Origin of the sequence: Streptomyces sp. NPDC057253 (assembly GCF_042669125.1) — a bacterium.
Lineage (GTDB): Bacteria > Actinomycetota > Actinomycetes > Streptomycetales > Streptomycetaceae > Streptomyces.
On the sequence record NZ_JBHUXV010000013.1, the window covers coordinates 120571 to 133529 of the forward strand.

General features: G+C 70.7%; 7 protein-coding genes. 3 read left to right on the forward strand and 4 right to left on the reverse strand.

Translation table 11 applies throughout. The features are described 5' to 3' along the window. Nucleotides 1-78 precede the first annotated feature (78 nt). Complete coding sequence (locus ACFULQ_RS10225; protein WP_383540817.1) at nt 79-1524, reverse strand: MFS transporter; 1446 nt, start codon at nt 1522-1524, stop codon at nt 79-81. Nucleotides 1525-1620: 96 nt separating this feature from the next. Between ACFULQ_RS10225 and dusB the strand changes: the two genes are divergently transcribed. Beyond that, nucleotides 1621-2763 carry a tRNA dihydrouridine synthase DusB gene (gene dusB / locus ACFULQ_RS10230; RefSeq protein WP_383540820.1) on the forward strand — a complete coding sequence of 381 codons (1143 nt, stop codon included), beginning with the start codon at nt 1621-1623 and terminating at the stop codon, nt 2761-2763. 398 nt (nt 2764-3161) lie between these two features. Here the strand turns inward: dusB and ACFULQ_RS10235 are convergent, their stop codons facing one another. The 3 genes from ACFULQ_RS10235 to ACFULQ_RS10245 all read right to left on the reverse strand — a co-directional run bounded on the left by ACFULQ_RS10235 (nt 3162) and on the right by ACFULQ_RS10245 (nt 8440). After that, nucleotides 3162-4895 carry a CDP-alcohol phosphatidyltransferase gene (locus ACFULQ_RS10235; RefSeq protein ID WP_383540823.1) on the reverse strand — a complete coding sequence of 578 codons (1734 nt, stop codon included), beginning with the start codon at nt 4893-4895 and terminating at the stop codon, nt 3162-3164. A gap of 186 nt (nt 4896-5081) precedes the next feature. Then, nucleotides 5082-7022: a glycogen debranching N-terminal domain-containing protein gene (locus ACFULQ_RS10240; RefSeq protein ID WP_383540825.1), complete on the reverse strand. Its 1941-nt coding sequence runs from the start codon at nt 7020-7022 to the stop codon at nt 5082-5084. After that, entirely contained in the window at nt 7019-8440 is a 1422-nt protein-coding gene (locus tag ACFULQ_RS10245; protein ID WP_383540828.1) for a hypothetical protein, read from the reverse strand. The genes ACFULQ_RS10240 and ACFULQ_RS10245 overlap by 4 nt, the downstream gene beginning before the upstream one ends. A gap of 120 nt (nt 8441-8560) precedes the next feature. On the opposite strand from ACFULQ_RS10245, the gene ACFULQ_RS10250 reads away from it, so the two are divergent. Next, entirely contained in the window at nt 8561-9763 is a 1203-nt protein-coding gene (locus ACFULQ_RS10250) for an ROK family protein (RefSeq protein ID WP_383540831.1), read from the forward strand. A 406-nt stretch (nt 9764-10169) separates the two neighbouring features. Continuing rightward, on the forward strand, nt 10170-12890 hold the full coding sequence (gene ppdK, locus ACFULQ_RS10255) for a pyruvate, phosphate dikinase (RefSeq protein WP_383540833.1): 2721 nt from the start codon (nt 10170-10172) through the stop codon (nt 12888-12890). Nucleotides 12891-12959 lie beyond the last annotated feature (69 nt).

Consider the following 12959-nt stretch of genomic DNA (forward strand, 5'->3'; position numbering starts at 1 on the left):
TCAGGGGCGCGGGGCTGTATCGATTTGCGGCTCCGCCGCGTGGGCGCGACAAGCCCCCACCGGCGGCCGGCCGCCGAACTACGCGCTGACCCCCGCCGCTTCGCGAACCTCCGCAGACTCCAACCGCTCAGCCGCCCGCTCAGCAGTACGCCGGGCCCACGGCCCAGTGGTCACCGCTCCCAAAGTCAGCACCGCGAACCCACACCCGGCCAGAATCCACCACCCCGGGCCCGCGGCGGACACGAACCTCTCCTTGTACGACGACGCCCCCACCCCGGAAGCAAGCACCGCCCCGATCACCGCAACCCCGAGCGTCTGTCCCAACTGACGACTCGTGGACGCCACGGCCGCCGCAACCCCGGCCTGGGCCCGCGGCATCCCCGACACCGCCGTGTTCGTGATCGGCGCGTTGACGAACCCGAACCCGATCCCGAACACCACGTACCCGAGCAGCAGCGTCACGTCGGACGTCTCCGCGTCGAAGGCCGCGAAGAGCACCCCGCTCGCGGTCATGGCGACCCCCGCCACCACCAACGGCAGCCGCGGCCCCCGCGACCCCACCAGCCGTCCGGCCAGCGGCGCGCACAGGAACATCGGCACCGCCATCGGCAGCATCCACAGGCCCGCGTGCAGCGCGTCCAGTCCCCGGACGTTCTGGAGGTACAGCGTCGACAGGAACAGGAACCCGCCCAGCCCCGCGAACGCGCTGATCGCGATCACCGTCGCCCCGCTGAAGGGCGCGGAGCGGAAGAAGCGCAGGTCGATGAGGGGTTCGTCGCGCCGGGGCTCGTACCAGAGGAGTCCCGCCAGCGCGACGGCGGCCACCGCGGCGAAGGGCAGGACCGAGCCGAGGGCGGAGGTCGGCGCCTCGATGATCGCGTACGTCAGCGAGCCGAACAGGGCGATGACGAGGACCTGTCCGACCGGGTCGGGCCGGCGGGCCCTGGGCGCCCGGGACTCGGGGACGTACCGCAGGGTGAGCAGCAGGGCGGCGATCCCGACGGGCAGGTTGACCCAGAAGATCGAGCGCCAGCCGACCGCGTCCACGAGCACCCCGCCGACCGGCGGACCGGCGGCCATGGAGATGCCGACGACCGCGCCCCACACCCCGATCGCCCGCGCCCGCTCGCGCGGGTCCGTGAAGGTGTTGGTGATGATCGACATCGCGACCGGGTTGAGCATCGAGCCACCGACCGCCTGCACCATGCGGAAGGCGATCAGCGCGTCCAGGTTCGGCGCGGCGGAGCACAGCGCGGAGCCGACCGTGAAGACGATCAGGCCGGCCATGAAGACCCGCTTGCGGCCGATCCGGTCGGCGGTGGAGCCGGCCAGCATCAGCAGGGAGGCGAGGACGAGGGTGTAGGCGTCGATCGTCCACTGAAGGCCCGCCGTGCTCGCGTCCAGGCCTCGCTGGAGGGCGGGCAGGGCGACGTTGAGGGCGGTGGTGTCGAGGCTCACGATCAGAAGGCTCATACAGCAGATCGCGAGGACCAGCACGCGTCGGCGAGGGCTGAGCTCGGGCATGCGGTTCATCGTACGCCGATTTCGATAGTGCGTCTAACTAATGGTCGGTACATGATCGACGTACGGGTACCCCGGGGCGTGCGTGACAATGGGGGAATGTCCACGACCGCCTCGCCGCTCCAGATCGGCCCGCACACCGTCCAGCCGCCCGTCGTCCTCGCCCCCATGGCCGGGATCACCAACGCGCCCTTCCGCACGCTGTGCCGAGAGTTCAGCGGGGGCAAGGGCCTGTTCGTGAGCGAGATGATCACGACTCGGGCGCTGGTCGAGCGCAACGAGAAGACCATGCAGCTGATCCACTTCGAGGAGAGCGAGAAGCCTCGCTCGATCCAGCTGTACGGCGTCGATCCCGTCACCGTCGGCAAGGCCGTCCGCATGATCGTGGAGGAGGACCTCGCCGACCACATCGACCTGAACTTCGGGTGCCCGGTGCCGAAGGTGACGCGCAAGGGCGGGGGGTCTGCGCTGCCGTACAAGCGGCCTCTGCTGCGGGCGATCCTGCGCGAGGCGGTGAGCGGGGCGGGGGACCTGCCGGTCACGATGAAGATGCGCAAGGGGATCGACGACGATCACATCACGTATCTGGACGCCGGGCGGATCGCGGTCGAGGAGGGTGTGACGGCGATCGCGCTGCATGGGCGGACGGCTGCGCAGCACTACGGCGGTACGGCGGACTGGGACGCGATCGCGCGTCTGAAGGAGCATGTGCCGGAGATTCCCGTGCTGGGGAACGGGGACATCTGGTCGGCGGCGGACGCGCTGCGGATGGTTCGGGCGACGGGGTGCGACGGGGTTGTCGTGGGGCGGGGGTGTCTGGGGCGGCCGTGGCTGTTCTCGGATCTGGTGGCGGCGTTCGAGGGGCGGACCGAGTTCCGTCGTCCCGCGTTGCGGGAGGTCGCGGATGTGATGGTGCGGCATGCGACGCTGCTGGGGGAGTGGATCGGGGACGAGGCGCGTGGGGTCATCGACTTCCGCAAGCATGTGGCCTGGTATTTGAAGGGGTTCGCGGTCGGTTCGGAGATGCGCAAGCGGTTGGCGATCACGTCGTCGTTGGCGGAACTTCGGGCTGGGTTGGACGAGTTGGATCTGGATCAGGCGTGGCCGGTGGGGGCGGATGGGCCTCGGGGGCGGACGTCGGGGAACAACCGGGTTGTGCTGCCGGATGGGTGGCTGAAGGATCCGTACGACTGTGCGGCGGGGGTTGGGGAGGATGCGGAGTTGGACACGTCGGGGGGTTGAGTGCGGGTTCGGTGGGGGCGGGCGTTGTTGCGCAGTTCCCCGCGCCCCTGAGATGCCTGCGGCGGCCCGCTTGTCTTCGGTGGGGGCGTGTGTAGCGCGTGCGGTCCGGTGGTTGGGTCGGTGCCGGGGTGGGGGGTATCCGTCCTCGGTCCGGCGGCTCGGTCGGCTGGGGATGTGCTCGGTTCCGGACGCCGGCCGCTGCGGGCGGACACCCCCCACCCCGTCCCCTTCACGTCGTCCGCGGCCAACGGCCCGGTGGGGGCGGGCGCGGTCGGCTAACGGTCCCGTCGTAGCGCGCGTACCTGCAACCCCCTAGGGGCGCGGGGAACTGCGCGACCAGCCACAACGGACCCGCACTCGCCCCGCAATCGGCACCCGGCACCCCACTAGGCGCACCCTTAACTGGACGGATGCTTCGTCGAGCCGTACGCCGTAAGGAAGCGGTCCCTGAAGGCGCTCATCTTCCAGACCGGGGCGTTGTGGGCCGGCTTCAAGCCGTCCGTCCAGTTCCAGGACGTGATCTTGGCCAGGACCTTGGGGTCCTTCGCGACGATCGAGATCGGCACGTCACGGCTCGCGTGCTCTCCGCTGACCCGGGCGATCGGCTGGTGGTCGCCCAGAAAGACGAGGACCGTGTCGTCGGTGCCGTAGCGCTCCAGCCACTGGGTGAGGGAAGTGACCGAGTACGAGATGGACTTGCCGTACTCCTGCTTGGAGCGGGTGCCGTTCGCGATGATGTCGGACGGCTTGTTGCCGGCCTTCTGGATGGCCTTGAAGATCGAACCGTCGCCCAGGTCGTCCCAGTTCACCATCTTCGGGATCGGCGCCCAGGGCTGGTGGCTGGAGGTCAGGATGATCTCGGACATCAGCGGCTTGTCCCGCTTCTTGCCGTGGACCTGCTTCTGATAGGCCTCAAGCGCGTACTGGTCCGGCATCGTCGACCAGCTGAACTTGGGCCCCTGGTAACCGAGTTGGAAGGCGTTGTAGACCTTGTCGAGGCCGTAGTACTTCTGCTCGGGCCAGCCCTTCTGGACCCCCGGCATCACCCCGACCGTGTCCCAGTCGCCGGTCTTCTTGAAGGCCTTGGTGAGGCTGAGGTGGTCGCTGGCCATGACCGTGCGGTAGCGCTGCTGGTTGTCGATCCAGAGGCCGGACAGGGTGGTCGAGTGGCCCAGCCAGCTGCTGCCGCCGTACGTCGCCGACGTCAGCCAGCCGCTCTTCGCGTGGAAGCCGGCCTTCGCGAGGGCCGCGGTGCTGGTGTCGAGGGTCTTGTCGACGCCGGGCGCGATGAGCGGGTCCTCGATGGCGCTGCGGCCGTAGCTCTCGATGAAGGTGAAGATCATGTCCTTGCCCCGCAGATCGGGCACCAGCTGGGAGCCCGGCGTGTTCCCGAACGCGTCGACCTTGGCGATCTTCTGGAACTCCGCCTCGTCCCGCACGGTGTACATCACGCGCTTGGCCTGGGTCGCGGCGAGCGCGGCGGTGTGTTCGGAGGCCAGCGGGGTGCCGAGGATCTGGAGGCCGAGGGCGGAACAGGTGACCCAGACGGTGGCGGCGAGCAGGGTCCCCCGGATGGCGCGCTGCCGGTTCAGGACCAGCAGACCGCTCAGCCGCACCATCGCCAGCGTCATCACGGACAGCACCAGCAGCACCAGGACGACCACGCCGACCATGGCACCGATCGCCACGCCCCGGCCCATCGAGTCCGCGACGTACGACTGCGCGTCGTCGAGCAGCTGCCAGTCGAGGACGAGGTTGAAGGGTCGCCCGAGGTAGTCGTTGAACCCCATGTCGAGCAGGTTCAGGATCGTCATCACCCCGAGCCCCACCCCGGACACCACGGCCACCACCAGCCGCGGCCTGCGCGGCAGCGCCAGCGCCACGGCCGCCCCGAGGATCGCCTCCGCCGGAATCCGCACGAACCCCCGCGGGTGCAGATAGGCGATCTTGTTCGGCATGAGCAGGGCCCCGAGGACGAGCAGGGCGGCGAGGGTGTTCAGGGTCCAGCGTGCGTTCCGTACGGCGGTGGGGTGGGCCTCCCGCCAGCGGCCGAGGCGCGTGCGCAGGGTCGGCTTCTCCGCGTCGGTCGCCACGGCTTCGGGTGACGTGCTCTGTGCAAGGGTCTCGGACACCCGAGGGTCCTTCCGTACGGCTCCTGGTAGAGGCGGACCCGATATGGGGTCTCGGATCCGCCACATTCCCGTACGGCCCACCCAGGGCCACAGTTCACGTCCTAGGGCAAACACCGCCCCAACGCTTGGTCAACGGTGAGGTCTCCCACCCACCCGCAGACGCGACTCGGCCCTGCCCGCGGAGTGCTACGCGCCACCAACCGCCGTCAGCAACGCAAGAGGAGCAGCAGCCGACCTTGCCTCCCGCACACACGCGTGCGGATACGGCACCGGCTCCCCGTGGGACTCCCGCCCGTACCCCGCCAGCACCTCCGGCAGCCGGTGCCCGGTGGCCGTCGCCGCGTCCACCAGCCCGTGTGCCACCGCCCGCGCCTCGTCGTGCAGGCCGTACCGTGCCAGCCCCAGCGTGATCAGCGCGTTGTCGTGCGGCCACACCGAGCCCCGGTGGTAGGAGAGTGGGTGGTAGGCCGGCTGGCCGGAGGCCAGGGTGCGTACGCCCCAGCCCGAGAAGAAGTCCGGCTCCAGCAGGCGCCGGCCCACCAGCTCGCCGTACTCCTTGTCGAGCAGCCCGGACCACAGCAGATGCCCGGCGTCGGAGGCGAGTGCGTCGACCTGCCGGCCCTCTCCGTCCAGGGCGAGCGCGGGGAAGGTGCGGTCCGGCATCCAGAAGTCCCGCTGGAAGCGGTCCCGCAGGTCCGCCGCGGCCTGTTCGAGGAGGGCCCCGTAGGTTTCGTCCTTCCACGCGGTGCGGGCGACCCACGCGGTCCGGCGCAGCGCGTCGTACGCGTAGCCCTGGGCGCCCGCCGCCATCACCGGTCCGGTGGCCCGGGTGCCGTCGGCGCCGCAGATCGCGCCGGGGGAGTCCTTCCAGTTCTGGTTGGCGAGGCCGCCCTGGTCGGCGCGGTAGACGAGGTAGCCGCGCGAGGTGAGGCCGCCGTGGTCGAGCATCCAGCCGATCGCGGCACGGGCGTGGGACTCCAGGCGCCGGGCGAGCGAGACGTCCCCGGTCTGTTCCACGTACGCGCCGAGGAGGACCAGGAAGAGCGGGGTGGCGTCGACCGAGCCGTAGTAGCGGCCGTACGGCACCTGCCCGAAGTGCGCCAGCTCGCCGTGCCGTACCTCGTGCACGATCTTGCCGGGCTGGGCCACGGAGGCCGGGCTGGTCTCGCCGGCCTGGGTGGCGGCGAGCGCGGGGAGGGTCGCGGCGGCCAGCTGGGGGCGGTAGGGGAGCGCGAAGAGGGAGGTGAGGAGGGCGTCGCGGCCGAGGAGGGTCAGGAACCAGGGGGCGCCCGCGGCCGGGACGCGCAGCTCCTCGCCGTCCGGGCCGGTGGCCGGGACCTGGAGCGAGGCCAGGTCGGCGAGACCGCGGGCGCAGGCCGCCGCCAGCTCGGGCCAGCCGGTCGGGAAGGCCACGCCCTCCACGAACTCGCCCTCCAGCGCCAGGAGTTGGCTGTTCAGGGCGGCGGGGGAGCTCGGTACCCGGCGGGCCCGCTTGTCGCCGTGCGCGCGGGCCATCACCCGCAGGGTCAGCTCCGCCGTGCCGTGCGGTTCCAGGTCCAGGGTCCACACCAGGCGCCGCGCTCCGGTGCCCGTCTCCTCGACGCCGTCCGGGACGGGATCGGCCGTCACCGTCGTACAGGATCGCCAGTCGCGGCGCTGGTAGGTGAACTCCACGCCGTCGTCCAGGACTTCGCGGGAGCGGGTGGCGCCGGTCTTGGTGTAGGTGCGGTAGTCGGAGCGGAGTTCGAACTGGTCGGTGAAGTCGGCGTCCGCGGTGACCGCGAGCCGGACCGTGGTCGGCACCGGGCGGTTGCTGGTCACCCGCAGGGATTCGACGAACGAGCCGTCCCCGACCGCCTGTTCGCGGAAGAGGGTGTGGGCGGGAGGCTCCTGGCGGCCGCCCCGGGGGACCAGGACGCAGCGGGCGGTGTCGCCGTCGGCGACCGGTGACAGGGTCTCCGGGACCGCGCCGTCGACGGTGAGCTGCCAGCGGCTCAGATGCCGGGCGTCCCGTACGAACAGTCCGTCCGGGGTGCTGCCGCCGCCCCGGACACCGCTGATGTCCCCGCCGTCACCCACGGCCGCGAACGTCCCGCCGTGCACGAGCAGATGATGCCGGTCCGTCATCGCCGGTTCCCTCCCTTGAGTTCCATGTCCGCCGTGACTGTGGTGCCGCTGTGCAGCAGGTCGAGCGCGAGGGCCGCGGTCCAGCTGAAGCCGGTCGCTCCGCAGGCCTCGCCGGTGTACGGGTCGACGTACTCCGCGAAGTCGGTGGCCTCGGCAAGCTCCAGGACCGACTCCCGCAGGGCGTCGGCGCGGTGGAGCTCACCCTGGGTGCGCAGTCCCCGCTCCAGCAGCCAGCCCGTGTTGAACCAGGCCGGCCCGCGCCAGTACCGGTGCGGGTCGAAGGCCTCGCCGAGGAGGTCGTAGCTCGGGGGGAGTCTGGTCTCGGAGCCGAGTCCGAAGTGCGGGCCGGTCGCGGTGCGCACGAGCGTCTGGACGACCTCGCGGGGCAGGCCGGGCAGCAGCAGGGGGACCAGGCCGGAGACCCCGCGCTCGGGGACGAGGGAACCGGTGAGCCCGCGTCCGTCCCGCAGGTCCCGGCACAGGAACATCCCCCGCTCCGCGTCCCACAGCCGCTCCACGAGCGCCTCCGTCAGCCGTTCCGCGCGTGCGTGGCGGGCCGTGCCGGTCGCGCCCAGTTCGCCGGCGATCCGGGCCAGCGCGTGCTCGGAGGCGATCAGGAGGGCGTTGAAGGCGGGGTCCTCCACCGCGAACTCGCCTGAGCTGTCGGCGTATCCGCCGTCCCGGTACTCCGTCGCGAGGCGCACGTACCGCCCGTAGTCCAGATCCGTCGGCCGGTCCTCGGCCGCCCCGTGGTCGAGGTCGGCGCGGCGGAAGGAGCGGGCCGGGGCCGGGGTGACGCGGGACAGGGGGAGGTCCCAGGCGGGGCTGTTGTCCATACCCTGTTCCCAGGGGTGCACGACGGACGCGAGGCCGCCGCCGCCGAGGTCGCGGCGGTGCAGGAGGTAGCGGTGCCAGGCCGCCAGGCTCGGGTAGACCCGGGTGAGGAAACCGCGGGCCCGGGAGAGTCCGGGGTCGGCGAGGTGGACCAGCCACGCGGCCAGCGCGTGCACCGGTGGCTGCACGATGCCGGACGTCTGTACGGTGCGCGGGGCGCCCGCGGTGCGCCCCGCGGTCGAGGAGCGCCAGAAGTCAGGGCTCGGGAAGTACGCGTCGAGCGGTACGGAGGGGTTGAACACGATGTGCGGGATCCGCCCGTCGCCCCACTGGGCCGCCAGCAGGGTCTCCAGCTCCGTCTGCGCCCGCAGCGGCGAGAGGTGGCGCAGGCCGATCGCGATGAACGCGGAGTCCCAGGACCACTGGTGCGGGTACAGACCGCGCGAGGGGACCGTGGAAGCACCGGTCCAGTTGCCCTCCAGCACCGCCGCCGCCCTGGCGTGCAGGGATGCGGACATGTTCGGCGGATCGTATGCGATCGAGCGCTCCGCTGAACGGGTGACGAGCTGGGCAGTGCGATCCACTCGGGGCTCCCCGAAAGACGTGTGGCTGACCGGTTCGGTCAGGGCTACCGTAGGGTTACGTCTATTTAACACGCAAAACTCAATATGTAATGCAGAGTTGAGAAACACAAGGGGGTGCGCATGGCTGGACGGAGTCAGACCGGCGCCGGAGATCTGCTCGAACTGGTCCGCAGCGGGCGAGCCGTCACGCGCGGAGCGCTCCAGCAGGCCACCGGACTGTCCCGGGCGACCGTCGGCCAGCGCCTCGACCGGCTCTTCCGCGCGGGCTGGCTGCGCGAGGGCGCCGGAGGGCCCGTGGACTCCCCGCTGGGCGGCCGCCCCTCCATCACCCTGGAGTTCGACGACGCCCATGCCGTCGTCCTCGCCGCCGACCTGGACACCCGGCACGCGCGCGCGGCCGTGCTCACCCTGACCGGCGAGATCCTCGCCGAGCACAGCGGCACCCTGCTGATCGAGGACGGCCCGGACACCGTGCTCGGCGAGCTCGGGCGCTGGTTCGCCGAGCTCCTGGAGAAGGCGGGACAGCGGGCGGAGGAGGTCTGCGGGATCGGGCTCGCCGTGCCGGGCCCGGTCGACCTCGAGAGCGGCCGGGTGGTCCAGCCGCCGATCATGCCCGGCTGGGACGGCTACGACATACGCAGCCGTCTCGCCAGGTCCCTCACCGAGCACACCGGCGTCGGCCCGGTCCCGGTGTTCGTCGACAACGACGCCAACCTCATGGCGTACGGCGAACAGCGCACCGCCCACCCCGACTGCTCGGCGTTCGTCCTGGTCAAGGTCTCGACCGGCATCGGCGCCGGAGTCGTGGTCGACGGCTCGGTCTACCGCGGTGTCGACGGGGGCGCGGGCGACCTGGGCCACATCCGGGTGCCGGCCGGCGCCGAGGCGCTGTGCCGGTGCGGTTCCTACGGCTGCCTCGCGGCCGTGGCGAGCGGCGGTGCCGTGGCCCGGCGGCTGGCCGCGGCCGGGGTGCCGGCGGCCTCCGGCTCGGATGTGCGGGACCTTCTCGCGTCCGGGCATCCGGAGGCGGCGGCGCTCGCGCGGGAGGCCGGGCGGCAGGTCGGGGACGTCCTGGCGACGGTCGTGACGCTGCTGAACCCCGGGGTCCTGATGATCGCGGGGGATTTGGCCGGAACTCCCTTCCTCACGGGTGTCCGGGAGCTGCTGTACCAGCGGGCGCTGCCGCGCTCCACCGCCCGCCTTGAGGTGGTGACCTCGCGGCTCGGGGAGCGGGCCGGGCTGGTCGGGGCGGGTGCGCTGGTGGTGGAGCAGCTGTACGCGCCGGAGCGGGTCGAGGAGCGGTTGCTCGCGATGGGCGTATGACGTCCGTGTTTCTGTTCCGATGCTCGTCCGCATGGTGAAATCCCGGCCGCTGTGGCAGCGTGATTCTCGCCACGCCTGATAGGGGTCGCGCTCGAATGAGCGGATCTTGACCGACTGCACTTCTCCAAGGGGTGGCACTCAGTGCCACCCCTTGATCGTTCATCGATCGAAATCAGGCGTGCTGAAGGCCGCTCAAATGAGCAGTTCTGACGGTCTACGGGGGTTGATGCGTTCAAGAAGTGAAAACATCGGCGGCCTGTCGCTTGCCAAGCTTTGACTTTCGATCCGCTGGCAGACGACTGGTTACGGGCGTATGACGCCCGAGCAGACGTACCCAGACGCCTTCGATCTGGGTATGTTCCTCGCCGTCAGGGCAGCCACCGCGTCCTCGAGGGAGTCGAGACCCGTGTCGGAAAACAAAGAACCCCACGTAGCGAAGTTCGTCTACGACTTCACCGAGGGAAACAAGGACCTCAAGGACCTCCTGGGTGGCAAGGGCGCGAACCTCGCCGAGATGACCAACCTGGGACTCCCTGTTCCCCCCGGCTTCACCATCACGACCGAAGCCTGCAAGGTCTACCTGGACAGCGGTGAGGAGCCCGCGGCACTGCGTGACGAGGTGAGTGCGCACCTCGACGCGCTGGAGCAGCGCATGGGCAAGAAGCTCGGCCAGGCCGACGACCCGCTGCTCGTCTCGGTCCGCTCCGGCGCCAAGTTCTCCATGCCCGGAATGATGGACACGGTCCTGAACATCGGCCTCTCCGACAAGTCGGTCCAGGGTCTCGCGGCGCAGGCCGGCGACGACCGTTTCGCCTGGGACTCCTACCGACGCCTCATCCAGATGTTCGGCAAGACCGTCCTCGGTGTCGACGGCGACCTCTTCGAGGAGGCCCTCGACAAGGCCAAGGAGGTCAAGAAGGTCACGGTCGACACCGACCTGGAGGCCGCCGACCTCAAGAAGCTGGTCACCGCCTTCAAGAAGATCGTCAAGAAGGAGGCCGGCCGGGACTTCCCGCAGGACCCGCGCGAGCAGATGGACCTCGCCATCCACGCGGTCTTCGACTCCTGGAACACCGACCGCGCCAAGCTCTACCGCCGCCAGGAGCGCATCCCGCACGACCTCGGCACCGCCGTCAACGTGTGTTCCATGGTCTTCGGCAACCTCGGCCCCGACTCCGGCACGGGTGTCGCGTTCACCAGGGACCCGGCCAGTGGCCACCAGGGCGTCTACGGCGACTACCTCCAGAACGCCCAGGGCGAGGACGTCGTCGCGGGCATCCGCAACACCGTGCCGCTCGCGGAGCTGGAGCAGATCGACAAGAAGTCGTACGACCAGCTGATGCAGATCATGGAGACGCTGGAGAACCACTACAAGGACCTCTGCGACATCGAGTTCACCATCGAGCGCGGTCAGCTGTGGATGCTCCAGACCCGGGTCGGCAAGCGCACCGCGGGCGCGGCCTTCCGGATCGCCACGCAGCTCGTGGACCAGGGGCTCATCGACGAGGCCGAGGCGCTCCAGCGCGTCACCGGCGCCCAGCTCGCCCAGCTGATGTTCCCCCGCTTCGACGAGGACACCAAGGTCGCGCAGGTCGGCCGGGGCATCGCGGCCTCGCCGGGCGCGGCCGTCGGCAAGGCGGTCTTCGACTCGTACACCGCCGTGAAGTGGTCGCGTTCGGGCGAGAAGGTCATCCTGGTCCGCCGGGAGACCAACCCCGACGACCTCGACGGCATGATCGCGGCCGAGGGCATCCTGACCTCCCGCGGCGGCAAGACCTCCCACGCGGCCGTCGTCGCGCGCGGCATGGGCAAGACCTGTGTCTGCGGCGCCGAGGAGCTGGAGGTCGACACCAAGCGGCGCCGGATGACGGTTCCGGGCGGGCATGTGGTGGAGGAGGGCGACCTGATCTCCATCGACGGGTCGTCCGGCAAGGTCTACCTGGGCGAGGTCCCGGTCGTCCCGTCCCCCGTGGTGGAGTACTTCGAGGGGCGGATGCACGCGGGCGCCAACGACGCCGATGAGCTGGTGGAGGCGGTGCACCGGATCATGGCGTTCGCGGACCGCAAGCGCCGGCTGCGGGTGCGGGCCAACGCCGACAACGCCGAGGACGCGCTGCGCGCCCGCCGCTTCGGCGCCCAGGGCATCGGACTGTGCCGTACCGAGCACATGTTCCTCGGCGACCGGCGTGAGCTGGTCGAGCGGCTGATCCTGGCCGACACGGAGGCCGAGCGCGAGGAGTCGCTGAAGGAGCTGCTCCCGCTCCAGAAGCAGGACTTCGTGGAGCTGTTCTCGGCGATGGACGGGCTGCCGGTGACGATCCGGCTCCTCGACCCGCCGCTGCACGAGTTCCTCCCCGACATCACCGAGCTGTCGGTCCGCGTGGCCCTCGCGGAATCCCGCCAGGAGCCGCACGAGAACGAACTGCGCCTGCTCCAGGCCGTGCACCGGCTGCACGAGCAGAACCCGATGCTGGGTCTGCGAGGGGTGAGGCTGGGCCTGGTCATCCCGGGTCTGTTCACCATGCAGGTCCGCGCGATCGCCGAGGCGGCGGCCGAGCGCAAGAACGCCAAGGGCGACCCGCGCGCCGAGATCATGATCCCGCTCGTCGGCACGGTCCAGGAGCTGGAGATCGTCCGCGAGGAGGCCGACCAGGTCGTCGCCGACGTCGAGGCGGCCACGGGTGTGGAGCTCAAGCTGTCGATCGGCACGATGATCGAGCTCCCGCGCGCCGCGCTGACCGCCGGTCAGATCGCGGAGGCGGCGGAGTTCTTCTCCTTCGGCACCAACGACCTCACCCAGACGGTGTGGGGCTTCAGCCGGGACGACGTGGAGGCCTCCTTCTTCACGGCCTACCTGGAGAAGGGCATCTTCGGGGTGTCGCCGTTCGAGACGATCGACAAGGACGGCGTGGGTTCCCTGGTGAAGCTGGCCGCGGAGGCGGGCCGGCGCACCCGCCCCGACCTGAAGCTCGGGGTCTGCGGTGAGCACGGCGGTGACCCGGAGTCGGTCCACTTCTTCCACGAGGTGGGTCTGGACTACGTCTCCTGCTCCCCGTTCCGCATCCCGGTGGCCCGCCTGGAGGCGGGGCGCGCGGCGATCACGGCGAACGGCAGCGACCACCGGTAGGCCCTCACCGGCCCGCTGAACCCCGGAGCCGCCGCCCGTCCCCGACCCTCATCCGATGGGCGGCGGCTC

What these genes read in the sequence shown, in the direction of transcription:
- ACFULQ_RS10240 (WP_383540825.1), bottom strand. Translation starts at nt 7,022, where the DNA reads ATGACGGACCGGCATCATCTGCTCGTGCACGGCGGGACGTTCGCGGCC.
- ACFULQ_RS10250 (WP_383540831.1), top strand. Translation starts at nt 8,561, where the DNA reads ATGGCTGGACGGAGTCAGACCGGCGCCGGAGATCTGCTCGAACTGGTC.
- dusB (WP_383540820.1), top strand. Translation starts at nt 1,621, where the DNA reads ATGTCCACGACCGCCTCGCCGCTCCAGATCGGCCCGCACACCGTCCAG.
- ACFULQ_RS10225 (WP_383540817.1), bottom strand. Translation starts at nt 1,524, where the DNA reads ATGCCCGAGCTCAGCCCTCGCCGACGCGTGCTGGTCCTCGCGATCTGC.